The sequence below is a fragment of the Phenylobacterium sp. genome (assembly GCF_035944335.1).
Lineage (GTDB): Bacteria > Pseudomonadota > Alphaproteobacteria > Caulobacterales > Caulobacteraceae > Phenylobacterium.
The window spans coordinates 1-25,028 of sequence record NZ_DASZBG010000020.1 but is presented as its reverse complement, the minus strand read 5'-3'; the positions used below and the strand labels follow the sequence as shown (position 1 = coordinate 25,028).

The 25,028-nt window shown below is 70.7% G+C and carries 26 protein-coding genes; 13 read left to right on the top strand and 13 right to left on the bottom strand.

Annotation, left to right across the window (positions count from 1 at the left end; genetic code table 11):
* The first annotated feature begins 14 nt into the window (after positions 1–14).
* Positions 15–635: a TIGR02466 family protein gene (locus tag VGT80_RS04840; protein ID WP_327453401.1), complete on the top strand. Its 621-nt coding sequence runs from the start codon at positions 15–17 to the stop codon at positions 633–635.
* A 96-nt stretch (positions 636–731) separates the two neighbouring features.
* Here the strand turns inward: VGT80_RS04840 and VGT80_RS04835 are convergent, their stop codons facing one another.
* Entirely contained in the window at positions 732–1,943 is a 1,212-nt protein-coding gene (locus VGT80_RS04835; protein WP_327453399.1) for an amidohydrolase family protein, read from the bottom strand.
* A 108-nt stretch (positions 1,944–2,051) separates the two neighbouring features.
* On the opposite strand from VGT80_RS04835, the gene VGT80_RS04830 reads away from it, so the two are divergent.
* The 6 genes from VGT80_RS04830 to VGT80_RS04805 all read left to right on the top strand — a co-directional run bounded on the left by VGT80_RS04830 (position 2,052) and on the right by VGT80_RS04805 (position 6,371).
* The gene (locus VGT80_RS04830) at positions 2,052–3,023 is read left to right on the top strand and encodes an aldo/keto reductase (protein WP_327453396.1); all 972 of its coding nucleotides are present in this window, start codon (positions 2,052–2,054) and stop codon (positions 3,021–3,023) included.
* 66 nt (positions 3,024–3,089) lie between these two features.
* Entirely contained in the window at positions 3,090–3,572 is a 483-nt protein-coding gene (locus tag VGT80_RS04825; protein ID WP_327453394.1) for a hypothetical protein, read from the top strand.
* Positions 3,573–3,653: 81 nt separating this feature from the next.
* Positions 3,654–4,322, top strand: coding sequence for a RibD family protein (locus VGT80_RS04820; protein ID WP_327453392.1), 669 nt, complete (start codon positions 3,654–3,656; stop codon positions 4,320–4,322).
* Positions 4,322–5,539, top strand: coding sequence for an iron-containing redox enzyme family protein (locus VGT80_RS04815; RefSeq protein ID WP_327453390.1), 1,218 nt, complete (start codon positions 4,322–4,324; stop codon positions 5,537–5,539). Before VGT80_RS04820 ends, VGT80_RS04815 begins: the two co-directional genes overlap by 1 nt.
* Complete coding sequence (locus VGT80_RS04810; RefSeq protein WP_327453388.1) at positions 5,536–5,787, top strand: Rieske (2Fe-2S) protein; 252 nt, start codon at positions 5,536–5,538, stop codon at positions 5,785–5,787. Before VGT80_RS04815 ends, VGT80_RS04810 begins: the two co-directional genes overlap by 4 nt.
* Positions 5,784–6,371, top strand: a complete 588-nt coding sequence (locus tag VGT80_RS04805) for a CDP-alcohol phosphatidyltransferase family protein (RefSeq protein WP_327453386.1) — start codon at positions 5,784–5,786, stop codon at positions 6,369–6,371. The genes VGT80_RS04810 and VGT80_RS04805 overlap by 4 nt, the downstream gene beginning before the upstream one ends.
* Positions 6,372–6,395: 24 nt before the next feature.
* Here the strand turns inward: VGT80_RS04805 and rpoD are convergent, their stop codons facing one another.
* Complete coding sequence (rpoD, locus tag VGT80_RS04800) at positions 6,396–8,336, bottom strand: RNA polymerase sigma factor RpoD (RefSeq protein ID WP_414693893.1); 1,941 nt, start codon at positions 8,334–8,336, stop codon at positions 6,396–6,398.
* A 457-nt stretch (positions 8,337–8,793) separates the two neighbouring features.
* A complete protein-coding gene (gene dnaG / locus VGT80_RS04795; protein ID WP_327453382.1) occupies positions 8,794–10,707 on the bottom strand; it encodes a DNA primase in 1,914 nt (637 codons plus the stop codon).
* A 147-nt stretch (positions 10,708–10,854) separates the two neighbouring features.
* Between dnaG and VGT80_RS04790 the strand changes: the two genes are divergently transcribed.
* Positions 10,855–11,124, top strand: a complete 270-nt coding sequence (locus tag VGT80_RS04790) for a hypothetical protein (RefSeq protein ID WP_327453380.1) — start codon at positions 10,855–10,857, stop codon at positions 11,122–11,124.
* 20 nt (positions 11,125–11,144) lie between these two features.
* Here VGT80_RS04790 and VGT80_RS04785 read toward each other — a convergent pair whose 3' ends face one another.
* From VGT80_RS04785 to VGT80_RS04765, 5 genes are all read right to left on the bottom strand, one after another.
* Positions 11,145–12,110 (bottom strand): glycosyltransferase, encoded by a 966-nt coding sequence (locus tag VGT80_RS04785; protein ID WP_327453378.1) that lies wholly within the window; start codon positions 12,108–12,110, stop codon positions 11,145–11,147.
* An 8-nt stretch (positions 12,111–12,118) separates the two neighbouring features.
* Positions 12,119–13,084, bottom strand: coding sequence for a glycosyltransferase (locus tag VGT80_RS04780; RefSeq protein ID WP_327453376.1), 966 nt, complete (start codon positions 13,082–13,084; stop codon positions 12,119–12,121).
* A gap of 175 nt (positions 13,085–13,259) precedes the next feature.
* Complete coding sequence (locus VGT80_RS04775; RefSeq protein WP_327453374.1) at positions 13,260–13,955, bottom strand: HAD family hydrolase; 696 nt, start codon at positions 13,953–13,955, stop codon at positions 13,260–13,262.
* Positions 13,956–13,987: 32 nt separating this feature from the next.
* Positions 13,988–14,236: a DUF1272 domain-containing protein gene (locus tag VGT80_RS04770; RefSeq protein ID WP_327453372.1), complete on the bottom strand. Its 249-nt coding sequence runs from the start codon at positions 14,234–14,236 to the stop codon at positions 13,988–13,990.
* A gap of 14 nt (positions 14,237–14,250) precedes the next feature.
* Positions 14,251–14,691, bottom strand: coding sequence for a DUF1330 domain-containing protein (locus VGT80_RS04765; protein ID WP_327453370.1), 441 nt, complete (start codon positions 14,689–14,691; stop codon positions 14,251–14,253).
* 117 nt (positions 14,692–14,808) lie between these two features.
* Here VGT80_RS04765 and carA point away from each other — a divergent pair, with 117 nt between their 5' ends.
* The gene (gene carA, locus VGT80_RS04760; protein WP_327453368.1) at positions 14,809–15,978 is read left to right on the top strand and encodes a glutamine-hydrolyzing carbamoyl-phosphate synthase small subunit; all 1,170 of its coding nucleotides are present in this window, start codon (positions 14,809–14,811) and stop codon (positions 15,976–15,978) included.
* Positions 15,979–16,074: 96 nt separating this feature from the next.
* On the opposite strand, the gene VGT80_RS04755 is transcribed toward carA, so the two are convergent.
* The 5 genes from VGT80_RS04755 to VGT80_RS04735 all read right to left on the bottom strand — a co-directional run bounded on the left by VGT80_RS04755 (position 16,075) and on the right by VGT80_RS04735 (position 18,724).
* Positions 16,075–16,647: a fasciclin domain-containing protein gene (locus VGT80_RS04755; protein ID WP_327453366.1), complete on the bottom strand. Its 573-nt coding sequence runs from the start codon at positions 16,645–16,647 to the stop codon at positions 16,075–16,077.
* Positions 16,648–16,737: 90 nt separating this feature from the next.
* Complete coding sequence (locus VGT80_RS04750; protein WP_327453364.1) at positions 16,738–17,448, bottom strand: anti-sigma factor; 711 nt, start codon at positions 17,446–17,448, stop codon at positions 16,738–16,740.
* Positions 17,445–17,990 (bottom strand): sigma-70 family RNA polymerase sigma factor, encoded by a 546-nt coding sequence (locus VGT80_RS04745; RefSeq protein WP_327453362.1) that lies wholly within the window; start codon positions 17,988–17,990, stop codon positions 17,445–17,447. The genes VGT80_RS04750 and VGT80_RS04745 overlap by 4 nt, the downstream gene beginning before the upstream one ends.
* Positions 17,991–18,055: 65 nt before the next feature.
* Positions 18,056–18,469 carry a cupin domain-containing protein gene (locus VGT80_RS04740; protein WP_327453360.1) on the bottom strand — a complete coding sequence of 138 codons (414 nt, stop codon included), beginning with the start codon at positions 18,467–18,469 and terminating at the stop codon, positions 18,056–18,058.
* Positions 18,470–18,502: 33 nt separating this feature from the next.
* Positions 18,503–18,724, bottom strand: coding sequence for a hypothetical protein (locus VGT80_RS04735; protein ID WP_327453359.1), 222 nt, complete (start codon positions 18,722–18,724; stop codon positions 18,503–18,505).
* 229 nt (positions 18,725–18,953) lie between these two features.
* Between VGT80_RS04735 and carB the strand changes: the two genes are divergently transcribed.
* The 4 genes from carB to VGT80_RS04715 form a co-directional block, all read left to right on the top strand.
* Positions 18,954–22,241 (top strand): carbamoyl-phosphate synthase large subunit, encoded by a 3,288-nt coding sequence (gene carB, locus VGT80_RS04730; protein ID WP_327453357.1) that lies wholly within the window; start codon positions 18,954–18,956, stop codon positions 22,239–22,241.
* 58 nt (positions 22,242–22,299) lie between these two features.
* The gene (locus VGT80_RS04725; protein WP_327453355.1) at positions 22,300–22,995 is read left to right on the top strand and encodes a VIT family protein; all 696 of its coding nucleotides are present in this window, start codon (positions 22,300–22,302) and stop codon (positions 22,993–22,995) included.
* Between the two features lie 69 nt (positions 22,996–23,064).
* Entirely contained in the window at positions 23,065–24,075 is a 1,011-nt protein-coding gene (locus VGT80_RS04720) for an alpha/beta hydrolase (RefSeq protein ID WP_327453353.1), read from the top strand.
* A partial coding sequence (locus tag VGT80_RS04715; protein WP_327453351.1) for a hypothetical protein occupies positions 24,072–25,028 on the top strand: 957 nt, incomplete at its 3' end. The genes VGT80_RS04720 and VGT80_RS04715, both read left to right, overlap by 4 nt.

Below are 25,028 nucleotides of genomic sequence, written 5' to 3'. Positions count from 1 at the left end.
CTAGCGCCGCAATCATGGCGCTGCGCCCCCTATTCGCGACTCCGGTATATGAAGCGACGCTTAGCACGCACGCGGAGTTCGAAAATTTCAACGCCGAATTAGAGGTCGCCTGCCGCATGCTGGCCTCCGAGGACGGGGCCGGCCGGGCCTGGTCGAAGGCGCACGGCTACGGCGGCTACACCTCCTATGCCTCGCTCAGCGACCTGCCGCAGCGGGCGAGCGTGTTCGGCGACCTGAAGCGACGGCTGGACCGCCACGCCAAGGCCTTCGCGAGCGAACTCGCGTTCGACCTCGGCCAGGGCCGGCTGAAGCTGGACAGCCTGTGGGTCAATGTCCTGAAACCCGGCGCCGGCCATTCCGGCCACGTCCATCCGCACAGCGTGATCTCCGGCACGGTCTATGTGCGCACGCCGAAGAACGCCTCGGCCTTGAAGCTGGAGGATCCGCGCCTGCCGTTGATGATGGCCGCCCCGCCGCGCCGCGCCGATGCGCCGCAGGGCCAGCAGAGCTTCGTCTATCTGACGCCGGCGCCGGGGACGGTGCTGATGTGGGAGAGCTGGCTGCGGCACGAGGTTCCGGCCAACGCCGCCAGGAGCGAGCGCATCTCGATCAGCTTCAACTACGGCTGGCGCTAGGGCGGGTGTCATCGCCGCGAGACTAGCCGCCCGGCCGGCGGCCGCCATGACCGCAGCCGACATTGTCGTGATCGTCGGGGACGGTCGGATGGAGGTTCAGGCCTCGGCCGTCGCGGGCGCTCGCGGCGCGGGGGCCCCGGCGGCGGCGAAGATGCGCAGGAAGTTCTGGGTGTAGAACTTGTCGCGCACCGCCTCGTCGCGGTCGCCGAGCGCGGTCTCGAACCGGCCGATCGGATTGCGGCCGCCCTCTATGTGCGGATAGTCGCTGGAGAACAGGTAGAGGTCGGGGTTCGACTGATCGATCAGCTTGCCGACCTCCTCGAAGACGAAGGGGGTGAAGGCCAGCTGTTCGCTGATCTGCTGCGAGGGCGTGCGCTTGAGCGCCTGCAGGTTGGCGTCGTTGCGGCTCCAGTGCTTGACCACCCAATCCAGCCGGCGCAGCAGCTCCGGGACCCAGCCGGCGCCCAGCTCGACGCTGGCGCCGCGCAGCGCCGGGTGGCGCTCCAGCACCCCGTCCAGCACCAGCATGGTGATGAAGGCCTCGGGCCCCTCGTGCAGCAGGGCGATGTCCTTGGTGCGCAGGTTTTCCCCGCCGCCGAGCCAGTCCTTGGTGGGCGCGCGGCCGTTGTTCATCCAGGCCCTGGCGACCTGCAAGGGCGCGCCGCCGACGTGCAGCACGAAGGGCGTGCCGCTCTCGGCGAGCCTCGCCCAGAACGGATCGAGGTCGACGTGGCCAGGCGAGCGGTCGCCGCAGGGCCGGTGCGGCACCCAGGCCGCGCCCAGGCCTTCGGAGAGGGCGAACTCCAGCTCGGCCATGGCCAGGTCCGGATCGTCGAGCGGCACCACGGCCACCCCGATCAGCCGGTCGTCGGCGCGGCAGAACTCGGCCATATGCCGGTTGTGGGCGCGGGCGGCGCCGTAGCGCAGCCGGGGTTCGACCTTGGAGCTGGCCGAGAACGGCAAGGCGACGCTGTGGGTGGCGAACACCAGCTGCTTGCTGAACCCCAGGAGGTCGAGCGCGGTGGAGCGGTCGGCGCTGTCGAAGGCGCCCAGGGCCTGGATCTCCTTGGAGGCCTCGATCAGCCGGTCGCCCAGCGCGATCTGGGCGGCCACGTGCTCGGGGCTGTGGCGGCCGCCCTGGCCCATGATCGCCGCCACCTCCTCGTCGGTGACGATGGAGGCCGCATAGCTGACCTCCGGGATCTCGTCGCGCAGCTCGGGATCGGCGTACTTCTTGAGGAAGTCGGGCAGCTCCATGATGTGGCTGTCGGCGTCATGGACGACGCGTGTGGCTGGCGCATAGGTCATGGCGGCCTCCGTGGCCGCGCGGGACAGTCTGGCGCGGCGGCCTCAACGGCGCCCACTATCCTCCAAGCCAACGCCGCCGTCACCCGGCGCGTGGACGGGGGAACGCCGATGAACACCGTGCAACTGGGGCCCGTGGGCCGCGTCAGCCGGCTGGTGCTGGGCGGCGGCGGGATCGGGCAGGTGTGGGGCGCGGTGGACCGGGCCGAGGTGGAGGCGACGGTGCGCTCAGCCCTCGACGGCGGGATCGACGTGCTCGACACCGCCCCGATGTACGGCAACTGCGAGCGGCTGATCGGCGAGATGTTTGCCGGCGCCCTGCCGGCTGGGGTGCGGATCACGTCGAAGTGCCAGTTGGGCTCGCCGCCGCCGGGCGAGGTCGGCGGGCGGCTGCAGGCCTCCCTCGAGGCGTCGCTGAGCGCCATGCGGCTGGGCTTCGTCGACGTCTTCTTCCTGCACTCCTCGATCGCGGCGGACGGCTATGCCTATGCGCACGGCGATGGGCGGCGCGATGAGTTCTCCACCCGCTGGTCGCTCTATGTGGACGAGGTGGTCCCGGCGCTGGAACGGCTCAAGACGCAGGGGCGGATCGGGCATTGGGGGATCACCGGTATCGGCGTGCCGCAGGCGGTGCTGGCGGCGATCGGCCACGACCCCTCGCCCGCCGTGGTGCAGGCGATCGCCAACCTGATGGACTCGGCCGGCGGCATCCGGCGGTTTGCGGAGCCGGCGCGGCCGCGCGAGATCATCGCGGCGGCCCAGGCGCGCGGCCTGGGCGTGCTGGGCATCCGCGCGGTGCAGGCCGGCGCCCTGACGTCGGCGCTCGACCGTCCGCTGTCGCCAAACCACCCGGACGCGCGGGACTATGAGCGGGCGGCGGGCTATCGGGCGCTGTGCGCCGCCTGGGGCGAGGACCCGGCGCGGGCGGCGCACCGCTATGCGCTGGGCATGGAAGGCGTCGACGCCCTGATCCTGGGCGTAAAGACCCGCGACGAGCTGGCCGACGCGCTGGCGGCCGAGGCGGCCGGGCCGCTGGAGCCGGCGCAGCTTTCGGCGATCGAGGCGCTGGGGCTGCGCGGCTGAGCCGGCGGCGCACGCAACCCTCGCCGCCGTCGCGCCTTTGGCACGGGCAGCTGCGAAGGGGCGGACATGACCCGGCGATCCGAAATCAACGACAGGCGGCCGATGTGGCGGGCGGCGATGGCCGCGGCGCTGGTCCTTGGCGCGGCGCCGGCCCAGGCGCAGAGCTATGTGCGCGCCGAGTGCAAGCCGCTGATCGCCGCCGATCGGCTGGCCGAGGGGTCGCTGACGGCGCGCTGGTACAAGCGGTTCTGGACCGGCGACTGCAACGGCCTGGGCGGCTGCATGGGCGGATCGCCGAACTGGAACGGGATCGTCGGCCAACTGGTGGCGCGCGCCGCGCCGTCCGAGCGCCAGGCGGTGCTGGCCAAGGCCTGCCGCCTGGGCCCGCTGATCGGGCTCGAATGGACCCGGCCGAAGGATGTTCGGCGCATCGACAGCGGCGATCTCAGGGGCTTCCAGGCCACCCTGCAGTCGTCGCGCGACGTGCTCGTCGGCATGGGCAAGGTCGAGGCCCAGGCGCGCGCCAAGATCGCCGGTGGCGGGCGCTAGGGAATATCGCGTACTTTTCGCCGTCACGAACGTTGAGCAATCGAGTTCAGGGCGTGACCGCGCACCGTCGGGGGCTGCACCATGATCGAAATCACGACGCTCTCCGAGCTGACCATCGACGGCAAGCTTTCGCTGGGACCGGGCGCGTCCAGCAAGGACCTGTTCGCCTTCTACGGCGACGAACTGCGGACCTGGTTCCACCAGCAGCGGGCGCTGCACAGCGCCATCATGGTGGGCGCCGGCACCGTGCGCAGCGACGACCCGGAACTGACCGTGCGCTACTTCCAGGGGCCCAATCCGCTGCGCGTGGTGCCGGCCTCGATGGGCGACATCCCGTTGACCTCGCGCCTGTTGAACGACGGCGGGGCGACGCTGGTGGCGGTGTGCCGCCAGGCGCCGGACGCGGTGGTGGCGGCCCTGGCCGCCAAGCCCAATGTGCAGGTGGTGCGGTGTGGCGACGGACGGGTGGACCTGGCGGAGCTGATGGCGGTGCTCTACGGCCTGGGCATCCGCAGCATGATCGCCGAGGGCGGATCGCGGCTGCTGCACAGCCTGTTCGAGGCCAAGCTGGTGTCTCGGATCATCATCAAGCACATCCCGATCATCACCGGGGCGCTGGAGGCGCCGACCTATCTGCGGCCGGTGAACGGGACCTCGGCGCTGTCGCTGTCGCGCTGGAGCCTGGCCGACATGTTCGTGAAGAGCGGGGTGGGCGTTTCGATCTACACGCCGTTCGCGAACGCCGCCTGATGGAGGCCGCCGAGCTCGCCGCGGTGGGACGCCGGCTCGCCGAACGCAGCGGCGCCCGTCCGCCGGCCGTCTGGGACCTGCGCATCGGCGAAGACGATCTGGGCGGCGATCCGGCGGGCGATCCGGCCGGGCTGCGCCACGTCCAGCACCTGGCTTTGATGCGGGCCTATCAGGCGCGCTACATGCTGTTGCCGAGCGCGGCGCCGGAGGGCTCGGTGGTGGCGCGGTTGCAGCGGCACTACGACGCCGGCGAGATGGCCCGGCTTGAGCGGGTGCGCCACGGCCTGGAGGCCGAGCTGGTCGCCCCGCTGGCGGCCGCGGCGCGCGCCGAGGCGGCCCGCCGCGACTGGCGCGCCTATGCGCAGGCGTTGCTGGGCGAGGTGCGGAGCCAGCCGCAGAACGCCTTCGTCGCCTACCTGCGGGCCAGCCCGAACCGCGAGGCGCAGTACCGCAACTTCCTGGTCCAGTCGTCGCCCGACCTGCTGGCCGAAGCCTCGGCCTCGGCGCTGGGCGTGGTGGGCGAGTTCGGGGCGCCGCAGTCGGCCCTGTTCCGCATCCTGATCGACGAGTTCGGCTATGGCGCGCACGGCAAGAAGCACAGCGTGCTCTTTCGCGCCGTGATGCGCGGCTTCGGGCTGAGCGACGAATACAACGCTTGCTGGCCGCTGTTCGACACCGCGGCGCTGGAGCTGCACAACCTGATCCACCACCTGTTCCAGAACCCGGCCAACTTCTTCCTGCAGGTGGGCTTCCTGCTCTATGCGGAGACGGCCTATCAGCGCTCCACCCAGGACCATTTCCGCTACCTGCGGGAATTCCATCCGGAGGTCGACGCGCGGTACTTCGGCGAACACGCCCACATCGACCTGCACCACACGGCCATGGTGGTCGACGAGGTGGCCGACCCGCTGGTGGCGGCCTATGGCGCAGAGGTGGGCGGCGAGATCGTGGCCGGCGCGGAGCTGACGCGGATGGCCTTCGAGACGGCCGGCGCCCACATGCTGGCCACGGCGCGGGCCCTGGATGGCGCGGTCGCCGCGGGTGAGGCGAGCCCGGTCGCCCCGGACCTGGCGCGGCTCGGCGCAGGGGTGACGCCCGGGGGCGCGGGGGCGCTGGATCCGGACGAGCCCCTGCAGGTCGGCGGGTTCGGCACGGTGAACGCCGGCGCCTTTTCGGCTTTCCCGCAGGGTTGCTACGGCCGGCGGCTCGTCCCATGACCGGGACCTGGATCGGGAGCGACCTGCCGCCGATCTGGCGCCATGGGGAGGAGTATTTCCTGCTCGGCCACGACGAGGCGCTCTATCTGGTGCGCAACCGCTGCCCGCACCGCGGCGGGCCGCTGAAGGCCGGCTTCATCAATGCAGCCGGGGAGCTGGTCTGCCCGATGCACCGCGGCGCCTTCGCCGTCGATCAGCTGATTTCGCTGCCCACCACCATCCGCCTCGACGAAGGCCCGACGCCGTGAGCGCGCTTCTCAAGCGCGTGCTGATCGAGGATGGGGGCCTAAAGCTCGCCAACCTGGTGACCCTGTCGCGCGCGGTGCTGATCGCGCCGATCCTGCTGCTCCTGCTGGCGGGGTTCCGGTGGAGCGCCCTGGGGCTCTACGGGGTGGCGGCGGCGAGCGACCTGGTCGACGGCTGGCTGGCGCGGCGCAGCGGCCGGGCCTCGGCCTTCGGCGCCCAGCTCGACGCCGTGGTCGACAACCTGTTCTCGATCGCCATCCTGGCCTTCCTGGCGCTGGATCGACCGGGGATCCTGGCGCGCCAGCCGGTGGCGCTGGCGATCCTGTTCGCCGGGCCGATCGCCTATCTGGCGATCTCGTGGCTGCTCAGCCGGCGGGTGCTGATGTTCCACTTCTGGTCCGCGAAGGCCGGCGGCGTCGTGCTGTTTGGCCTGTGGCCGCTGGTCGCCCTGACCGGCTGGGAAGGCTGGATCTGGCTGGCCGCCCTGCTCGTCGGCTTCAGCCGCCTGGAGCAGATCGCCTTCATCCTGCGCGGCGGCCGCGCGCTCGATGCGCCGCACGGCCTGTCGCGCGTCCAGGCGGAGTAGGCTCGCCCGCGACGCGCGACGTCGTCAGCTGTCGAGGAAGCTGCGGAGCTTCCGCGAGCGGGACGGGTGCTTCAGCTTGCGCAGCGCCTTGGCTTCGATCTGGCGGATGCGTTCGCGGGTGACGCTGAACTGCTGGCCGACTTCCTCGAGGGTGTGGTCGGTGTTCATGCCGATGCCGAAGCGCATGCGCAGCACGCGCTCCTCGCGCGGCGTCAGCGAGGCAAGCACGCGGGTCGTTGTCTCGCGCAGGTTCGACTGGATGGCCGCATCGATCGGCAAGATGGCGTTCTTGTCCTCGATGAAGTCGCCCAGGTGGCTGTCTTCCTCGTCGCCGATGGGCGTCTCGAGGGAGATCGGCTCCTTGGCGATCTTCAGGACCTTGCGGACCTTCTCGAGCGGCATGGCGAGCTTTTCGGCCAGTTCCTCCGGCGTCGGCTCGCGGCCGATCTCGTGCAGCATCTGGCGCGAGGTGCGGACGATCTTGTTGATCGTCTCGATCATGTGCACCGGGATGCGGATGGTGCGGGCCTGGTCGGCGATCGAGCGGGTGATCGCCTGGCGGATCCACCAGGTGGCGTAGGTGGAGAACTTGTAGCCCCGGCGGTACTCGAACTTATCGACCGCCTTCATCAGGCCGATGTTGCCCTCCTGGATCAGGTCCAGGAACTGCAGGCCGCGGTTGGTGTATTTCTTGGCGATGGAGATCACCAGGCGCAGGTTGGCCTCGACCATTTCCTTCTTCGCCTGGCGGGCCTCCCGCTCGCCCTTCTGGACGGTGTGGACGATGCGGCGGAAGTCGTCGATGGCGACGCCGGTTTCCTGCGCCAGGGCGGCGATCTCGGAACGGATGTCGTCGATCTGGCTGCGGTCGTTATCGGCGAACTTGGTCCAGCGGATGCCGAGCGTCTTGACCTGCACGTGCCAGTCCGGACGCATCTCGGAGCCGAGATAGGCCTTGAGGAACTCGGTGCGGCTGATGCCGTAGCTGTCCGACAGGCGCAGCAGGCGGCCTTCGAGGCCCATCAGGCGCTTGTTGATCGCGTAGAGCTGCTCGACCAGGGCCTCGATGCGGTTGTTGTTGAGCTTCAGGGTCTTCAGGTGCTGGACGATGGCGCTGGTGGCCGCGTCGTAGGCCTTGCGGTCCTTGTCGGTCAGGTCCTGGCCCTGCAGCTTCTGCAGGACCAGCTTCTCCTGCAGCAGTCGGAAGGCTTCGAACTCGCCGGCGATGGCGTCGAGGACGGCCATGACGCCTTCGCGCAGCTCGGCTTCCATGGCGCTGATGGTGGGGCCCGCGCCGTCGTCGAAGTCGTCGTCGCTCTCGCCCTCGGGCTGGCCTTCGACGGCTTCGGTCTCTTCCTTTTCCTCGGCGGCCTCGATCACCGGCTCGACGGCGGCGATCTCATTGGCGTCGGCCATCTGGCCGCCGTAGGTCTGTTCGAGGTCGATCACTTCGCGCAGCAGGATGCGGCCCGAGGCCAGCTCCTCGCGCCAGACCATGATGGCCTCGAAGGTGAGCGCGCTCTCGCACAGGCCGCGGATCATGGTGTCGCGGCCGGCCTCGATGCGCTTGGCGATGGCGATCTCGCCCTCGCGGGAGAGCAGCTCCACCGAGCCCATCTCGCGCAGGTACATGCGGACCGGATCGTCGGTGCGGTCGTAGGCCGGCTCCTTGGCCGTCTCGACCAGGGCGGTCTCCTCGCGGACCGCCACCTCGCCGCCGTCGGCGTCCTCCTCGGACTCCACGACGTTGACGCCCATCTCGTTGAGCATCGCCAAGGTATCCTCGATCGCCTCGGAGGTGACCTCCTCGGACGGCAGGACCTTGTTCAGCTCGTCCATGGTGACGTAGCCGCGGGCCTTGGCCTGCTTGATGAACTTCTTGACCGCCGCATCGGTGAGGTCGAGGAGCGGGCCGTCTCCGCCCTGGGTCTCTGGCGTTTCGGTTTCGGCCGTGGTGGTGCTCATCAAGGTCTCCGGTCGGGTCCGCCGCTTGTGCAAAGGGCGGGCCGTAAATGGTGGCGGGTGCGCAACAGACGAGGGGCCGCGACAGTACGACCCGTCTCGCCCCCCAGATGTTCCCGTTCTGATCGCGCCCTCATGACGCCTCAGTGCGCCGCGCCCTGCCCGTTGCGCGCCGGGACACCGAAAACGGCGTCAACCAGCGCCGCCATCCGGAACCGGATCGGCGAGCGGCCGCGACCACTGGGACTTCCGCGCATCGAGGGAGACATCTGGCTCTAGAAGAGGGGCGCGTCCGACGTGCGCGACGGCCCAGGGATGTCTATCAACAGCGCGCTAAATCCGCAGCGTGCAGATGGCGTGGGGGCGCCTCCGTGTCAAGGGCGCGACGGCCGGGGTTTTCGGCGCGGCGGTGCAAAAACCCAAGGCCTTGAAAAGTTTGGGCCATTTTGTCGCACCCCGATCAGTGCGGCAGGACGGGCTGGGCGGCTTCCTCGGGATGGGCCCAGTCGGAGTTGATGAGTCGGCGCAGCTGGTCGCGTTCGGACTTCAGCGCGATGAGGGTGGAGCTATCCTGGTCGCGGGGCAGGTCGCGGGCGGCCGCCTCGACGGCGCGCTCCAGGCTTTCCAGGTTCATCAGGAGGTCGAAGGCCTGCCGCCAGAGGGCGCGCGCATGGTCGCGGGCGGCATGGGGGTCGAGGAAGGGCGCCGAGACGCCGGCCCGCCCGGCATCCTTCGAAAGCCGCGCGATCAGGGCCTCGTCGAGGCCGCGGGCCTTCAGGCGGCGCAGGGCGGCGTCATAGTCGAGGCTCTCGGCCTCGTAGCGTAGCAGGACCAGTTCATGGGCGAGCGCGTCGAGCTTCTCGTCGCCGAAACCGCGGGCGCCGACCAGTTCGATCTTGTCGTCGATCAGCGAGGGGTCCTGCAGGGCCGCCAGTGCGAGCGCCGCGGCGAGCGGCCGGGCCGAGCCGCGCAGGCGCTCGGCGGCCTCCCGGCCCTCGGCGGTGGAGCGCGCCAGTGGGCCGCCGCGCTTGCCGTCCCAGCGCCGCCGCGACAGCTCGCGGGCCGCGGCGCCCACGGTGTAGACGGGCTCGCGAGTCGGCCAGAGCTGCTCGTAGCGGCCGAGCAAGTCCTCCTTGTAGGCCTGGGCCAGATCCTTGTCGGCGATCAGGGCGGCGACCTTGCGCAGGCGGACCTTCAGGGAGGTGCGGCGCTCCGGCGTGTCGAGGTCCTCGAGGTCGCGCTCGCGGGCGAACAGGGCCTCGACGAAGGGGGTGGTCCGGGTGAGCTGGGCCTTCAGGGCGGCGGGGCCCTGCTCGCGCAGCACCTCGTCGGGGTCCTTGCCCCCCTCGACGATGGCGAACCTGAAGCTCCTGCCGGGCGTCAGCAGCGGCAGCGCCCGGTCGATGGTCCGCGCCGCGGCCTGGCGGCCGGCGCGGTCGCCGTCGAAGCTGAGGGTGGGTTCGGGATGGTGGCGCCAGAGCACCTCCATCTGCTCCTCGCCGAGCGCCGTGCCCATGGGGGCCACGGCCGGCAGGCCGGCGCGCAGGCAGGCGATGACGTCCATGTAGCCTTCGACCACCACCAGCGGCGGCTCCTCCCCGGCCGGCGCGGCGGCCAGCATCTTGCGGGCTTCGGAAAGGCCGTAGAGCTGGTGGCCCTTGTGGAAGGCGGTGGTCTCGGGGCCGTTGAGGTATTTGGCGCGGGCCTGCGGATCCATGGCCCGGCCGCCGAACGAGATCACCCGGCCCCGCGCGTCGAGGATCGGGAAGATGATCCGGTCGCGGAACCGGTCGTAGGGCGCCCCGCCCTCCTCCGGCGCGATCAGCAGGCCGGTGTCGACCAGCTCGGCCGGGCGCGCGCCCTTGGCGACGAGGTAGTCCTTCAGCGCCGTGCGGCCCGAGGGCGAGAAGCCCAGGCGGAAGCGGGGCCACTCCGCCTCTGGCAGGCCGCGCTTTTCGAGGTAGGCGCGGGCCTCGCGGCCGGCGGGCCGCTTCAGCTCGGCCTCGAACCACTGGGCGGCGAGCTCCAGCCAGTCCATGAGGCCCTGGCGTTTGGTCTCCTGCTCGGCGGCGCGCGGGTCGACGGCGGGCAGCGGGACGCCGGCCTCGGCGGCCAGACGCTCGACGGCCTCGACGAAGGACAGCCGTTCGGTCTCCTGCAGGAATGAGATCAGGTCGCCGGTCTTGCCCGAGGAGAAGTCGAAGAACTGGCCCTTGTCGTCGTTGACGTAGAAGGAGGGCGTCTTCTCCTTGGTGAAGGGCGACAGGCCGACGTACTCGCGGCCCTGCTTGCGCAGCTTGACCGTGCGGCCGATCACCTCGGACGGCCGAAGCCGCGACTTGATCTCGTCGAGAAACCGCTCGTCGAAGCGCACTGTTTCGAAGCCCCCGGAAGCTTCCTATATGCGGCCAGCCGGCGGCGGATGACTAGTGCGGCATCCGCGCGGCGACAGTCGGATTTGACCCGGGCGGCCGAGAAATGCGATGTTTGGGCTTCTGAAGCGCCAGTTTAGGGGGGCGCCATGATCATGTGGATTCGTGTTGCAGGCGCCTTGGCGCTCACCTGGGCGGCGCTCGGCTGCCTCGACTATTTCGGCGTCACCGCGCTCCTGGGCAGCCGCTCGGGCGACGACGCCGTGCATCATCAGGCGCAGCAGACCTGGACGCGCGACATGTTCTGGTTCGGCATCTTCGCCATCGTCATGGCGACCGCCCTGCTGGCCGCAGCCCGCCGGGGCGCAAGCCACCTGCGCCGCGCTTTCGCCGACGGCCCGGGCCGCAAGGTCGCCTGAGCCCCCCGCTCAGCTGAAGGTCAATCCAGCGGACCGTTCCTGATCCGCGCGTCGGGGGCGAGGCGCATCCAGGTTTCCTCCAGGCCCTCGCGGAACGCGGCGTAGGACCAGGTCCGCGCGGTCTCGAAACCGGCGTCCAGATGGTGGTTCAGCGGCGCGCCCCCGGCGGCGACCAGGTCGGCCGCCTGGGCCAGGGCCTCGGTGGCGGCCTCGCAATCGTTTTCCCCCACCCAGAAGCCGTTGTCGGCGGTGGCGTAGTCGCGCCCGGCGACGCCGGTGAAGCCCGCGCAGACGCAGCCCGACGCCATGGCCTCCAGCGGCGTCATGCCAAGCCCCTCGAGCCGGCTGAGGCTGAGGAACAGGCTGGCCTCGCCGAACGCCTGGGCGGTCTCCCGCTCGCTGGCGTCCTTGAGGATGCGCCAGGGCAGCTCGGCGTGGCGGGAATGCAGGGCGCCCAGCAGGTTGCGGATGACGTCGGCCTCCAGCGGTCGCTTGCGCGGCGAGGCGGCGACGCCGGGGCCCTTGGCGGCGGCGGGGCGGAAGACCCGCTCGTCGGCGAAGGCCGGCACGATCTCGACGGTCGCCTGCGGATAGAGCCGGCGCAGCATGCCGCCGATGGCCTCGCTGACGCCCAGGAAGTGCGGCGCGCGCTGCGGCGGATAGAGATCGACCATCTCCATCGGGCCCGCGGCGAAGGCGTAGTGATTCTGGACGAAGATCACCGGGCGATGCCCGGTGGCCGACATCTGGCGCATGGTGTTGACCGCGTCGTCAGGCAGGACGAGCTGGTCGCGCGCCGGGTTGACCGGGCCGGCGACCACGATCGGCGCCCGATGCTCGAACCAGGCCGGGATGGTGTTGGTCTTGCCGGTGTAGGCGACGGCGTCGAAGCCCAGGTCGCGCAGGGTCTCCACGTGGCGCAGGATCATCTTGTGGCCGCCCACCAGGCCACCGCCGGAATAGAAGCAATAGACGATCCTGCGCATGGCCCGGCTCAATCCAGCGGGCCGTTGCGCAGCCGCGCTTCGGGCGCGAGGTCCATCCAGAGCGCCTCGAGCTCGGCGCGGAAGGCGGCATAGGACCACTGGCGCGCGGTCTCGAAGCCGGCGTCCACCCGGCGCTTCAGCGCGGGTCCGCCCGCCTTGGCGAGGTCCGCGGCGCGGGCGAGCGCGTCGGCGGCGGCGAGGTCGTCGTCCTCGTCGACCCAGAAGCCGTTGTCAGGTGTGGCGTAGTCACGCCCGCCGATGCCGGTGAAGCCGGCGCACAGGCAGCCCGACGCCATGGCCTCCAGCGTGGTCATGCCGACGCCCTCCAGGTGACTGAGGCTGAGCGCCAGGGTGGAGGCCGCGTAGGCCTCCGCGACCTGCGGCTCCCGCAGGTCCTCCAGCATGCGCCAGGCGAGGTCGGCGTGGGCGGGGTGGAGCCTGCGAAACAGATGGCCGATGGCGAGCGCCTCCTGCGGCCGCTTGCGCGGCGCGACGGCGACGCTGTGGCCGGCCTTTTCGCGGGGACGGAACAGCCGCTCGTCGGCGAAGCAGCGGACGTTTCGCACGTCGGCCATGGGATAGAGCCGGCGAAGCAGGGCCGCGACGGTGGGGCCGACAGCGAGGAAGGTGGGGAACCGGTCCGCCGGGAAGGCGCGCATGGGCTCCAGCGACACGGCCGCGTAGTTGAAGTGGTTCTGGACCATGACCAGGGTGCGGATCGGCGCCGTGGCCAGCGTCTTCAGCGCCAGGAAGGCGTCGTCCGGGAGGACGAAGATATCGTGACCTGGCCGGACGTTGTCGCCGACGATGATCGGCGCGCGGTGATCGAACCAGGTGGGGATGGTGTTGCGTTCGCCGGTGTAGGCAACGGCGTCGAAGCCGAGATCGCGCAGCGTCTCGACGTGACGCAGGATCATCTTGTGCCCGCCCTGCAGCCCCCCGGCGCAGTAGATGCCATAGACGATGCGGGTCAAACGGGTCTCCGAGCCGAGAGCCCGGTTCTGGGGCGCCCACCCGGCGGACGCAAGCCGCTCGGCCGCGAGGGGCCTCGTCCGCCGCTCGTCCCCGCGAACGTGGGAATCAAGCGGCGTGGCGTTGTCGTGGGTTCGACTCGGCTTGGGCCCTCGCCTTCGCAGGGATGCGCGGTTCTTAGCCCAGCCCCCTCACCCACGCCGGCAGCTCCGAGATGGACGCGAGCTCCGCGAATTTCGCATGGCCCACGGGGGGCTCGGCGAGCTCGTGGGCCCAGGTGAGGTGGTAGGGGACGTGGGCGGCGTAGCAGCCGGCCTCCAGCGCCGGGATAACGTCGGAGCGGAGGGAGTTGCCGCACATGGCGGCGCGGGCCGCGCCGTCGCCGTGGCGGGCGAAGACCCGTTCGTAGGTGGCGGCGTCCTTCTCCGAGGCGATCTCGACGGCGGCGAACAGGTCGCCGAGGCCCGAGGCCGCGAGCTTCTGTTCCTGGTGGAGGAGGTCGCCCTTGGTGATCAGCACCAGGCGGTAGTCGGCCGCAAGGTCGGCGAGGGCCGCCTCCACGCCCGGCAGGGCCTCCACCGGATGGGCCAGCATGTCGCGCCCGGCGGCCAGGATCTCGGCGACGATCGGCGACGGCGCCTGGTTGCCGGTGACCTCCATGGCGGTCTCGATCATCGAGAGCGTGAAGCCCTTCACGCCGTAGCCGTAGAGGGAAAGGTTGCGGCGCTCCACCTCGGCGAGCTTGGCGTCGAGCACTTCGGGGGCTGCGACCTCCGCCATCAGGGCGCGGAAGCGATCCTGCGTCAGCCGGAAGATGCTCTCGTTGTGCCAGAGGGTGTCGTCGGCGTCCAAGCCGACCGTGGTGATGCGCATGGGGCGGTCATAGCGGCGCCCGCGGCTTCAGCCTAGGCGGCGGCGCAGGCGGCGTGGGGCTTGGTGACGCGTTCGGTGGAGGCCGGGTTCTTCGCGAGCAGGTGCGCCGGGCGGATCGGGCGGGGAACGAAGTCACCGCCGCAGTTGGGGCAGCGGCCGCCCAGCCGGGTCTCCACGCAGTCGGCGCAGAAGGTGCACTCATAGCTGCAGATGCGCGCGTCGGGGCTGTCGGCGGCGAGGTCGCGGTCGCAGCATTCGCAGTTGGGGCGCAGGACGAGCATGGGGTTCTCCTTTGCTATTCGCCGAAGGTGTCGCCGGGGGTGACGGGGCTGAGGCAGAGCAGGCGGGAGTCGGCCACGCCCGCCGTGCGGTGCTTGACGTGCTCGCGGTAGTCTGGATCGCGGACCATCTCGATGAAGGCCTTGGCGTCGGGATATTCGGCGATGAAGGCGAGGTCCCACTGTTCGGCGTCCTGCGGCCCGGTGACCATGGCGTTGGGCTTGCCGGCCCACACCTGGCGGCCGCCGACGCGGGCGAAGATCGGCCCCGAGGTCCGGCCATAGGCGCGGTAGGCGTCGAGACCGGTGAGGTCGCGGCCGTGGTCGGGATGGTCCGGCGGATATTCGGCCCTGGGCTTCAGCCTGATCAGGTTGAGCATGTGGATCGGCTGGTCCTTGGGCAGGGATTTGAAGATCGCCCAGGCCGCCCGGTCCGGATCGATGTAGGGTCCAGCCATGCTGCGCCTCCCGCGTTCGCGGTAAGCTAGCCGCATTGACCGAGTTAACGCGACTCACTACCTACGCGACCGTTTGCGCGGACGCGCCGACATCCCCGATCCCAAGGAGCCAAGCCCATGAGCCGTGATCTGCTGCCCGGCGTCACCGGCGTGCTGGCGCTGGCCGACGGGACGGTGCTGCAGGGCCTGGGCGTGGGCGCGGTGGGCGACGCGGTGGGCGAGGTCTGCTTCAACACCGCCATGACCGGCTATCAGGAGATCCTGACGGACCCGTCCTACATGGCCCAGATCGTCACCTTCACCTTCCCGCACGTGGGCAATGTGGGGACCAATCTGGAAGACCTGGAGCAGGTCTCCGGCTCGGCGACCACGGCGGCGCGCGGGGCGATCTTCCGCGACCTGCCGACCCAGCCGGCGAGCTGGCGGGCCGACAGCGACCTTGCGACCTGGATGGCGCGGCGCGGGGTCATCGGCCTGGCCGGCGTCGACACCCGGGCGCTGACCCGGGCGATCCGCGAGCAGGGCATGCCGCATGGCGTGATCGCGCATAGCCCCGAGGGGAAATTCGACCTCGACGCCCTGATCGCCAAGGCCAAGGCCTGGTCGGGGCTGGAGGGCCTGGACCTCGCCAAGGACGCCTCGTGCCTGCAGCCGTTCGTGTGGGACGAGGGCCTGTGGGCCTGGGGCGAGGGCTATGAGAAACCGGGCAAGCCGAAGTACGAGGTGGTGGTCGTCGACTATGGGGTGAAGCGCAACATCCTGCGCGCGCTGGCCAGCGTCGGCGCGCGGGCGACGGTGGTGCCGGCCTCCACGTCGGCGGCGGACATCCTGGCGCGCAAGCCCGACGGGGTGCTGCTGTCGAACGGCCCGGGCGACCCTGCCGCGACCGGCGAATATGCCGTGCCGGAGATCACCAAGCTGATCGAGAGCGGGACGCCGGTGTTCGGCATCTGCCTGGGCCACCAGATGCTGTCGCTGGCGCTCGGGGCCAAGACCGTGAAGATGGACCAGGGCCACCACGGGGCGAACCATCCGGTGAAGGACCTGACCACCGGCAAGGTGGAGATCGTCTCCATGAACCACGGCTTCACGGTGGACCGCGACAGCCTGCCGGCGCCGGTGGTGGAGACCCATGTGTCGCTGTTCGACGGCACCAACGCGGGCATCGCGCTGAAGGACCGGCCGGTGTTCTCGATCCAGCACCACCCCGAGGCCTCGCCGGGGCCGACGGATTCGCTCTACCTCTTCGAACGCTTCGCCGGCTTCATGGACGCGGCGAAGGGGTAGGAACCGCAGAAAACGCAGACGCGCGCAGAAAAGGGCGACCCGTTCGGGCCGCCCTTTCAATTTGAACCACGGATTTCGTGTCTCGAGGCTCCCCGCCTACGGCATCAGCACCGTGTCGACGACGTGGATGACGCCGTTGGACTGGTTGACGTTGGCGATGGTCACCTTGGACATGCCGCCCTTGGAGTCGGTCAGCCAGACGGCGCCGTTCTTGGCGCTGACCTTGAGCGTCTCGCCCTCGACGGTGGTCAGGTCGCCGCCCATGCGGGCCTTGGCCATCAGGTCGGCGGACGACATGCGGCCGGCCACCACGTGATAGGTGAGGATCTTGGTCAGGGTGGCCTTGTTCTCGGGCTTCACCAGGGTCTCCACCGTGCCGGCCGGCAGCTTGGCGAAGGCCTCGTTGGTGGGCGCGAAGACGGTGAACGGGCCGGGGCTCGAGAGGGTATCGACCAGGCCCGCGGCCTTCACGGCGGCGACAAGCGTGGTGTGGTCCTTCGAATTGACCGCGTTCTGGACGATGTTCTTGGACGGATACATGGGCGCGCCGCCCACCTGGACGGTCTTTTCCTTGTGGGCCATGGCGGCCATCTGGGCCGAGGCGAGGCCGCCAGCGGCAAAGGCGATGGCGAGGCCGGCGGCCGCGGCCGTGAAGAGCTTGCGAGGCATGGGTAGGTTCCTTCGAATTCCCGTCGCCCCCTTGATCGGCGACGGCGAAGGTACGCAGGCGTGGACGCGCCGGATGCAGGCCGCCCGGAATTAGATCTGGCTGAGCTTGCCGAGCGCGGCGATGGGGCCGGATGGGCCGTCGGGCTTGGTCGAGCCGCCGGGGGGCTCGACGGAGACGGCGATGGCCGCGCCCTGGCGGATGAGCGGCAGCATGGGGGCCGGCATGGGCATCGACTTCGAGGTCCCCGGCGCGATGTAGCCCAGCGCGCGCGGCCGGCCATCGGCCGGGATCAGCCAGAGCTCGTGGACGTGCACGGGGTCTTTGCCCGGCTGGACGAGCGAAGTGACGATCAGCGCCTTGCGGGCCGGATCGTAAGCGGCGACGAACAGCGGCGCGCCGTCCGCCTGGCCGGTGAGGCTGGCGTTGAGGATCGGGGCTGGGGCGGCCGGAGATAAGACGACCGGCGGGCGGGTGGCGAGCACGACGGTGAGCGCCAGGCTGGCGGCAGCGAGGCTGAGCGCGCCCAGCGTCGTCCGGCGCCAGACGCGGACAGCGCGGTCGTCGTTGGCCGGCAGGGCGCGCTCGATCCGCGACCAGCCGTCGGCCGGCGGCGCGACCGGGGCGACGCCGTCGAGCAGGGGCGCGAGCCGGGCGCGCCAGGCCTCCACCTGCGCCGCGAAGGCCGGGTCGCGGGCCATGCGGACCTCGGCGGCCGCGCGCTCCGGGCCGCTCAGCACGCCTAGTGCATGCTCGGCGGCCAGCGCCTCGTCTTCGGGCAAGAGGTCGGGGCCTTGGCTCATCGCTCCAGGCATCCCTTCAGCCGGGCGAGGCCCCGGCGGATCCAGCTCTTCACCGTGCCGAGCGGGGCGTCCATCCGCTGGGCCAGCGCCTCGTAGGTGACACCCTCGAAGAAGGCGGTGCGGATGACGCTCTGGGTCCGCGTGTCGAGTTCGCCGAGGCAACCCCGAAGGCGGCCGGCGTCGTCGGCGGCGGCCAGCAAGGCTTCAGCGCTGGCGGCGCCGTCGGCGATCTGCAGGTCGTCGAGCTGATCGGCGCGGGCCAGCGGTCCGCGGGCGCGTAGCCGGTCGATCGAACGGTTGCGGGCGATGGTCGAGACCCAGGTCATCACCCCGGCGCGACCCGCATCGAAGCGGTCGGCGCGACGCCAGACGGTGACATAGACCTCCTGCAACACGTCCTCGGCCTCCTCGCGGTCGGAGAGGATACGCAGGCAGACGCCAAATAGCTTCGCGGAGGTGGCCTCGTAGAGTTGCTTGAGCGCCGTGCGATCGCCGTCGGCGATGCGGGACATCAGCAGCGGCAGGGCGTCGGCGGCGATCAACGGCGGTCTCGCGTAGCTGGGGCGTGACGGATACGGGCCCGCGCGGGTTTCGGATGCAGGCGGCCTTAAGGCTCGCGCCGCACGGTGGTGGGGGCGCCCGGGGGGGCCTGGTCGATGGCGATCAGGCGGACCGGCTCGTCGCCGAGCGCCTCGGCCCTGTGCCACTGGTCGATGGGGTCGATGGTCATGTCGCCGGCCTTCAGCTCGGCGGCCTGGCCGGTCACCAGGTTGGTGACCCGCACCCGGCCGGCCAGCACATAGACGTAGCGGGGGTACGGATGCTTGTGCACGGGCAGCGCCCCGTGGGCGGGGATCAGCGTTTCGGAGACGGTGACCCGCAAGGGACCGGCCGGCATGACGATCGGCTGGCCGGCGCTGGTGGCGTCCAGCGACTTCAGGGGCGTGGTGACCGCGGCGGGCTGGGCCGCGGCCGCGGAGGCCGTGACGAGGGCGGCGAGAAGGGCGAGGGCTCGGATCATGGACCCGAGCCTGCCCGATGCGTCCGCGCGGCGCTAGGCCGCGACCGTCTTCGGGCGCTTGGCGGCGCGCTTGGCCTGGGCGGCGGCGAGGCGGCGAGCCTTGCGCTCGGCGGCGGCGCCTTCCAGGACGGGCAGCAGGTCCTGGGCCGCGGCCCTCTGCTTCTCGTCGGCCGAATCCGACAGCCGCCGCGCATTGGCCAACAGGTTGACCACCTCTTCGTCGCTCATGGTCGGAATCTTGTCGGCGAGGGTCATGGGACGAAGGCTCTCCGTAAGGAAAATCAAACAGCTGGGCCGCAACGCCGCCCGGCACATGTCTTATATGGCTAGACCGCGATTTGGTTGCGACTTGGGGCGAAATTACGCGCTCAAGACAGCGTGCTTGCGCGAGCGGATCAGGCTCTCTAATGGGACCTCTTAACCTGCAGTTCTGAAGGGGCAGCGGGCGCGCGAGGCGCGCGCCTCGCCCTTGCGCGCGAGAGACATGCCCAAACGCACCGACATCTCCTCGATCCTGATCATCGGCGCGGGGCCGATCGTCATCGGCCAGGCGTGCGAGTTCGATTATTCCGGCGTCCAGGCCTGCAAGGCGCTGCGCGCCGAGGGCTACCGGATCGTGCTGGTGAACTCCAATCCGGCGACGATCATGACCGACCCCAACGTCGCCGACGCCACCTATATCGAGCCGATCACGCCCGAGATGGTCGCCAAGATCATCGAGAAGGAGCGGCCTGACGCCCTGCTGCCGACCATGGGCGGGCAGACGGCGCTGAATACGGCCCTCGCCCTCGAGCAGATGGGGGTGCTGGCCAAGTACGGCGTCGAGATGATCGGCGCGCGGGCCGAGGTGATCGACAAGGCCGAGGACCGCCAGAAATTCCGCAACGCCATGGACGCCATCGGGCTGGAGAGCCCGAAATCCAAGGCCGCGCACACGCTTGAGGAGGCCGAGCAGGGCCTGGAACTGGTGGGCCTGCCGGCGATCATCCGGCCCTCGTTCACGCTGGCCGGCACCGGCGGCGGCATCGCCTACAACGTCGAGGAGTTCCGCGAGATCGTCGAGCGCGGCCTCGATCTGTCGCCGACCACCGAGGTGCTTATCGAGGAGAGCGTGCTCGGCTGGAAAGAGTACGAGATGGAGGTGGTCCGCGACGTGGCCGACAACTGCATCATCGTCTGCTCCATCGAGAACATCGACCCGATGGGTGTGCATACCGGCGACTCGATCACCGTCGCCCCGGCGCTCACGCTGACCGACAAGGAATATCAGCGCATGCGAACGGCCTCGATCGCCGTGCTGCGCGAGATCGGCGTGGAGACCGGCGGGTCCAACGTGCAGTTCGCGGTCAATCCCGCGGACGGGCGGATGGTGGTGATCGAGATGAACCCGCGGGTGTCGCGGTCCTCGGCGCTGGCATCCAAAGCCACCGGCTTCCCGATCGCCAAGGTCGCCGCGCGCCTGGCGGTGGGCTACACGCTCGACGAGCTGATGAACGACATCACCGGGGCGACCCCGGCCTCGTTCGAGCCCTCCATCGACTATGTGGTCACCAAGATCCCGCGGTTCGCTTTCGAGAAGTACCCGGGCGCCGAGGCGGTGCTGTCGACCTCCATGAAGTCGGTGGGCGAGGTGATGGCCATCGGCCGCACCTTCGCCGAAAGCCTGCAGAAGGCGCTGCGCGGCCTGGAGACCGGCCTGACCGGGCTCGACGAGATGGAGATCGAGCCCGACGACGGCGAGGACGCGCCGCACACCGCGATCCTGCGCGCGCTCGGCAAGCCGACGCCGGATCGGCTGCGGGTCATCGCCCAGGCGTTCCGCGAGGGGCTGACCTGCGACGAGATCCACGCCGCCTGTTCCTACGAGCCGTGGTTCCTGCGCCAGATCGAGACCCTGGTGCGGGAGGAGGCCCGCATCGTAGCCGAGGGTTTGCCGCTGGACGCCCAGGGCTTCCGCCGGCTGAAGGCGCAGGGCTTCTCCGACGCGCGGCTGGCCACCCTGACCCGCACCACCGAAACCGACGTCCGCGAACAGCGCCGGGGCCTGGGCGTGCGGCCGGTATATAAGCGCATCGACACCTGCGCCGGCGAGTTCGCGGCCGAGACGCCCTACATGTATTCGACCTATGAGACCGGCGCGCTGGGCCAGGCGCCCGACTGCGAGAGCGAGCCGTCGGACCGCAGGAAGGCGATCATCCTGGGCGGCGGGCCCAACCGGATCGGCCAGGGGATCGAGTTCGACTACTGCTGCTGCCACGCCGCCTTCGCCCTCGATGAGATCGGCGTGGAGTCGATCATGGTGAACTGCAACCCCGAGACGGTCTCGACGGACTACGACACCTCCGACCGGCTCTATTTCGAGCCGCTGACGGCCGAGGACGTGCTCGAACTGATCGAGGTCGAGCGCAGCCGCGGCGAATTGCTGGGGGTGATCGTGCAGTTCGGCGGCCAGACGCCGCTGAAGCTGGCCAAGCCGCTGGAAGACGCCGGCATCCCGATCCTGGGCACCACGCCCGACGCCATCGACCTGGCGGAGGACCGCGAGCGGTTCCAGCAGCTGCTGCACCGGCTCAAGATCCAGCAGCCGGTCAACGCCATCGCGCGGTCCAGCGAGGCGGCCTTCGAGGCGGCTCACCGGGTCGGCTATCCGGTGGTGATCCGGCCCTCCTACGTGCTGGGCGGCCGGGCCATGGAGATCATTCGCGACGACGAGCAGCTGGCCCGCTACGTGCGCGACGCCGTGCGGGTCTCCGGCGACTCGCCCGTGCTGATCGACCAGTACCTGAGCCGCGCCACCGAGGTGGACGTCGACGCCCTGTGCGACGGCGAGACGGTGTTCGTCTGCGGGGTCATGGAGCACATCGAAGAGGCCGGCGTGCACTCCGGCGACTCAGCCTGCTCGCTGCCGCCGTTCTCGCTGAAGCCGGAGACCATCGCCGAGCTGAAGGTGCAGACCGAGGCCATGGCGCGCGCGCTGCAGGTACGCGGGCTGATGAACGTGCAGTTTGCGATCGAAGAGCCGCACTCGTCCACGCCGCGGATCTTCGTCCTCGAGGTCAATCCGCGCGCCAGCCGCACGGTGCCGTTCGTGGCCAAGACCATCGGCCAGCCGATCGCCGCCATCGCGGCCAAGGTCATGGCGGGCAAGCGCCTTGCCGACTTCGGGCTGAAGGAGGCTCCCTACGACCACGTGGCGGTGAAGGAGGCGGTGTTCCCGTTCGCCCGCTTCGCCGGCGTCGACACCGTGCTCGGGCCGGAGATGCGCTCGACCGGCGAGGTCATGGGCCTCGACTGGATTCGGCCCGGCGAGACCTCGGCTCCGGCGTTCGCGCGCGCCTTCGCCAAGGCCCAACTGGGCGGCGGGGTCAATCTGCCCGCCAAGGGTTGCGTCTTCGTTTCGGTGAAGGACGCCGACAAGGACTGGATCGCCGAGCCGACCCGCACCCTGGCCGACCACGGGTTCAGGATCCTGGCGACCTCGGGAACGGCGAAATTCCTCGCCGAACAGGGCATCAAGGTCGAGTCGATCAAGAAGGTGCTGGAGGGCCGTCCGCACATCGTCGACGCCATGAAGAACGGCGAGGTGCAGCTGGTCTTCAACACCACCGAGGGCAAGCAGTCGCTGGTCGACAGCTTCGAGATCCGCCGCTCGGCCCTGATGATGAAGATCCCCTATTTCACCACCACGGCAGGCGCCCTGGCCGCGGCCCAGGCGATCGTCGTCACGGCCCAGGCGCCGCTGGAAGTGCGGCCGCTGCAGAGTTACGCCTGAGCGGGTTTCTCCCCCTCTCGCCTCGCGGGCGGGGGCGAGGCCTGATGGAGAACCACCCATGGCGGCGCGTCACTCCGAACGACATCTGGTCCATCGCATCGGCTGGCTGCGCGCCGCGGTGCTGGGGGCCGACGACGGCATCGTCTCCACCGCGGCCCTGATGGTCGGCGTCGCCGCGGCCGCCCAGGGAAAGCACGAGGTGATGCTGGCCGGCGTGGCGGCCCTGGTGGCCGGGGCTTTCTCCATGGCCGCGGGCGAATATGTCTCGGTGTCGAGCCAGGCCGATACGGAGAAGGCCGACCTGGCGCTCGAAAAGGCCGAGCTGGCCAGCAAGCCCGCGTTCGAGCGCGAGGAGCTGGCTGGCCTCTATGTGGCCCGAGGCGTCGAGCTGGAGCTGGCCCGCCAGGTGGCCGACCAGCTGATGGCCAAGGACGCGCTGGCGGCGCATGCCCGCGACGAGCTGGGCATCTCCGAGGCCACCGCGGCGCGGCCGGTGCAGGCGGCCTTCACCTCCGCGCTAACCTTCTCGGTCGGGGCGGCGGCGCCCCTGCTGGCCGCCCTGCTCTCGCCAAAGGCCTCCATCGCGCCCGTGGTCTCGGTCACGGCGATCGTGGTGCTGGCCATCCTGGGCGGCATCGGGGCGAGGACCGGCGGAGCCTCCGTGTGGAAGGGCGTGGCGCGGGTGACCCTGTGGGGCGCGCTGGCGCTGGCCGCGACGGCCGGCGTCGGGGCCTTGTTCGGGGTGACGGCCTGACGGCCGGCGGGCTGATCGCGCGGCCGGGCGGGGCCGTGCTAGCCTCCTCCCAAAGCATGGGAGGCGACGATGGGGCGGACGATGCTGGCGGCCTGGGCGGCCGTGATCCTGGCGCTGGCGGCCGGACCCGCGGCCTGGGCGCAGGCCGCCTCGAAGCTCGAGACGGTGGAGATCGCCACCCGGCTCGTGCCCTCGCCGGCCAAATATTCGGTGCTGCTGCCGCCGGGCTATGAGGCGCAGACCGGGCCGCTGCCGCTGGTCCTGCTGTTGCACGGCGGCGACGGCGACAACGGCTTCCTGGCGAGGATGCGCCCGACGATCGAGGCGGCCTGGGCGGCGGGCGAGCTGCCACCGGCGGTGATCGTCACGCCCGATGCGCACCGCTCGCTCTACATGGACTACCGCGACGGCTCGCAGAAATGGGAGAGCTTCATCGTCTCGGAGCTCGTCCCCGACGTGCGGCGGCGATTCCACGTGTCCGCCGACCGGCGGCAGACGGTGGTGACTGGCATCTCCATGGGCGGGCTGGGCTCGCTCCGGCTCGGCTTCGACCATCCGGAGATGTTCGGCGGGCTGGCCGCCCTGGAGGCCGGCATCGAGCCGGCGCTCAGCTTCGAGGACGTGAAGATGCGCAACCGCTTCCAGCGCAACGACGCCTTCTTCGCCTCGATCTTCGGCAATCCGGTGGACCGGAGCTTCTGGAAGAAGGCCAACCCGGCCAACATGGCCATCGACAACCGCGCGGCGATCCTCAGCCACGACCTGCAGATCTATATCGAGGTCGGCGACCGCGACATGTTCCACCTGGATGAAGGCGTGGAGTTCCTGCACCGGGTGCTGTGGGACCACCAGATCGCGCACGAATACCGGCTGGTCCACGGCGCCGACCACCTGGGCCGCAGCCTCTCCGGCCGGCTGCGCGACGGCCTGAAATTCCTGACCGTCCATGTGCTGGCCCCGCCGCCGCCGGATACCTCCTATGCCGCGGGCAAGGCGACGGTCGATGCACTGCGCCGCCGAATGGGCGTGCCGGACGACCAGCCGCGGCCGGCCTTCCCGCCGACCTCGGAGCGGCCATGAGCGGCCCGACCCGCCGCGCAGTGGCCGCCGCCCTGCCCGCCCTGGGCCTGGCGGCGCCGGCGCGGGCGGCCACTTCGCGGGAGATGTCGGTGCGCGGCCTCACGACCTATTCGGAGTCGGCCATGGTGATGTCGGTGTCGCCGGACGGGCGCACCGCGGCGACCCTGCGCTTCTGCCGCTTCCCGGAGCCGGGCGTAACCTGGCTCTGGTGCCACCTGCTGCACGACGGCGAGCTCTATGCCTTCACGCGCCACGACCTGCCGTGCGGCCCCGAGCGGCTGGCCGGCGGCCCGGCGGCGGCCTACCGGGCTCCGCCGGCCGAGGCGGCCCTGATCCGCACCGGTCGTGGGCCGGGGCTCGAGAGCGTGCGGCTGGCCGCCGCGCTGCCGATGCACCGGGGCCGCGCCGCGCCGCATGGGCCGGGGCCCGTGGCCGGCCGGCTGGAGGGCCTGTTCACACCCACCCACACCCTGACGGCCCAGGTGCTGGAGGGCCGCGACGAGGTCTATGGCCGGTTCGAGGCGGAGTTCCAGGTCGGCGGCCGCGTCGTGCGCCACGCGGGCCCCGCCAAGTTCCATGAGCAGCGGCAGGAGGCGGCTCGCTTCGAGGCGCCCTTCGACTACAGCTGGCTGGCGGGCGAGGGCCTGGCGGCGACCACCCTGCTCGTGGCCCGCGGCGCGAGCGGCGGCTGGGCCCTGGCCGACGGCGACCAGGCCCTCGCCGACATGGCCATCGATCCGCCGGGCGACCGACGGGCCGTGGACTACCGGCTGGCGTCCGGACGGCGGATGGCCGGTGAGCTGACGGCGCTCGTCCGCTACGAGGTCCCGATCTTCGATCGCGCGTGGCGGGGCAGCTTTGTCCGCGGGCAGGTCGACGGACGCCCCGTGGTGGGCGTGGCCAACGACTGGACGACGCCGCCGGACATCTATGCCGCGGCCCGCGCCCGGCTC

Excerpts from the sequence above, each read along its gene's own strand:
- VGT80_RS04840 (WP_327453401.1), top strand. The coding sequence starts at position 15 with ATGGCGCTGCGCCCCCTATTCGCGACTCCGGTATATGAAGCGACGCTT.
- VGT80_RS04835 (WP_327453399.1), bottom strand. The coding sequence starts at position 1,943 with ATGACCTATGCGCCAGCCACACGCGTCGTCCATGACGCCGACAGCCAC.
- VGT80_RS04830 (WP_327453396.1), top strand. The coding sequence starts at position 2,052 with ATGAACACCGTGCAACTGGGGCCCGTGGGCCGCGTCAGCCGGCTGGTG.
- VGT80_RS04825 (WP_327453394.1), top strand. The coding sequence starts at position 3,090 with ATGACCCGGCGATCCGAAATCAACGACAGGCGGCCGATGTGGCGGGCG.
- VGT80_RS04820 (WP_327453392.1), top strand. The coding sequence starts at position 3,654 with ATGATCGAAATCACGACGCTCTCCGAGCTGACCATCGACGGCAAGCTT.
- VGT80_RS04815 (WP_327453390.1), top strand. The coding sequence starts at position 4,322 with ATGGAGGCCGCCGAGCTCGCCGCGGTGGGACGCCGGCTCGCCGAACGC.
- VGT80_RS04810 (WP_327453388.1), top strand. The coding sequence starts at position 5,536 with ATGACCGGGACCTGGATCGGGAGCGACCTGCCGCCGATCTGGCGCCAT.
- rpoD (WP_414693893.1), bottom strand. The coding sequence starts at position 8,336 with ATGAGCACCACCACGGCCGAAACCGAAACGCCAGAGACCCAGGGCGGA.
- VGT80_RS04790 (WP_327453380.1), top strand. The coding sequence starts at position 10,855 with ATGATCATGTGGATTCGTGTTGCAGGCGCCTTGGCGCTCACCTGGGCG.
- VGT80_RS04785 (WP_327453378.1), bottom strand. The coding sequence starts at position 12,110 with ATGCGCAGGATCGTCTATTGCTTCTATTCCGGCGGTGGCCTGGTGGGC.
- VGT80_RS04775 (WP_327453374.1), bottom strand. The coding sequence starts at position 13,955 with ATGCGCATCACCACGGTCGGCTTGGACGCCGACGACACCCTCTGGCAC.
- VGT80_RS04770 (WP_327453372.1), bottom strand. The coding sequence starts at position 14,236 with ATGCTCGTCCTGCGCCCCAACTGCGAATGCTGCGACCGCGACCTCGCC.
- VGT80_RS04765 (WP_327453370.1), bottom strand. The coding sequence starts at position 14,691 with ATGGCTGGACCCTACATCGATCCGGACCGGGCGGCCTGGGCGATCTTC.
- carA (WP_327453368.1), top strand. The coding sequence starts at position 14,809 with ATGAGCCGTGATCTGCTGCCCGGCGTCACCGGCGTGCTGGCGCTGGCC.
- VGT80_RS04755 (WP_327453366.1), bottom strand. The coding sequence starts at position 16,647 with ATGCCTCGCAAGCTCTTCACGGCCGCGGCCGCCGGCCTCGCCATCGCC.
- VGT80_RS04750 (WP_327453364.1), bottom strand. The coding sequence starts at position 17,448 with ATGAGCCAAGGCCCCGACCTCTTGCCCGAAGACGAGGCGCTGGCCGCC.
- VGT80_RS04740 (WP_327453360.1), bottom strand. The coding sequence starts at position 18,469 with ATGATCCGAGCCCTCGCCCTTCTCGCCGCCCTCGTCACGGCCTCCGCG.
- VGT80_RS04735 (WP_327453359.1), bottom strand. The coding sequence starts at position 18,724 with ATGACCCTCGCCGACAAGATTCCGACCATGAGCGACGAAGAGGTGGTC.
- carB (WP_327453357.1), top strand. The coding sequence starts at position 18,954 with ATGCCCAAACGCACCGACATCTCCTCGATCCTGATCATCGGCGCGGGG.
- VGT80_RS04725 (WP_327453355.1), top strand. The coding sequence starts at position 22,300 with ATGGCGGCGCGTCACTCCGAACGACATCTGGTCCATCGCATCGGCTGG.
- VGT80_RS04720 (WP_327453353.1), top strand. The coding sequence starts at position 23,065 with ATGGGGCGGACGATGCTGGCGGCCTGGGCGGCCGTGATCCTGGCGCTG.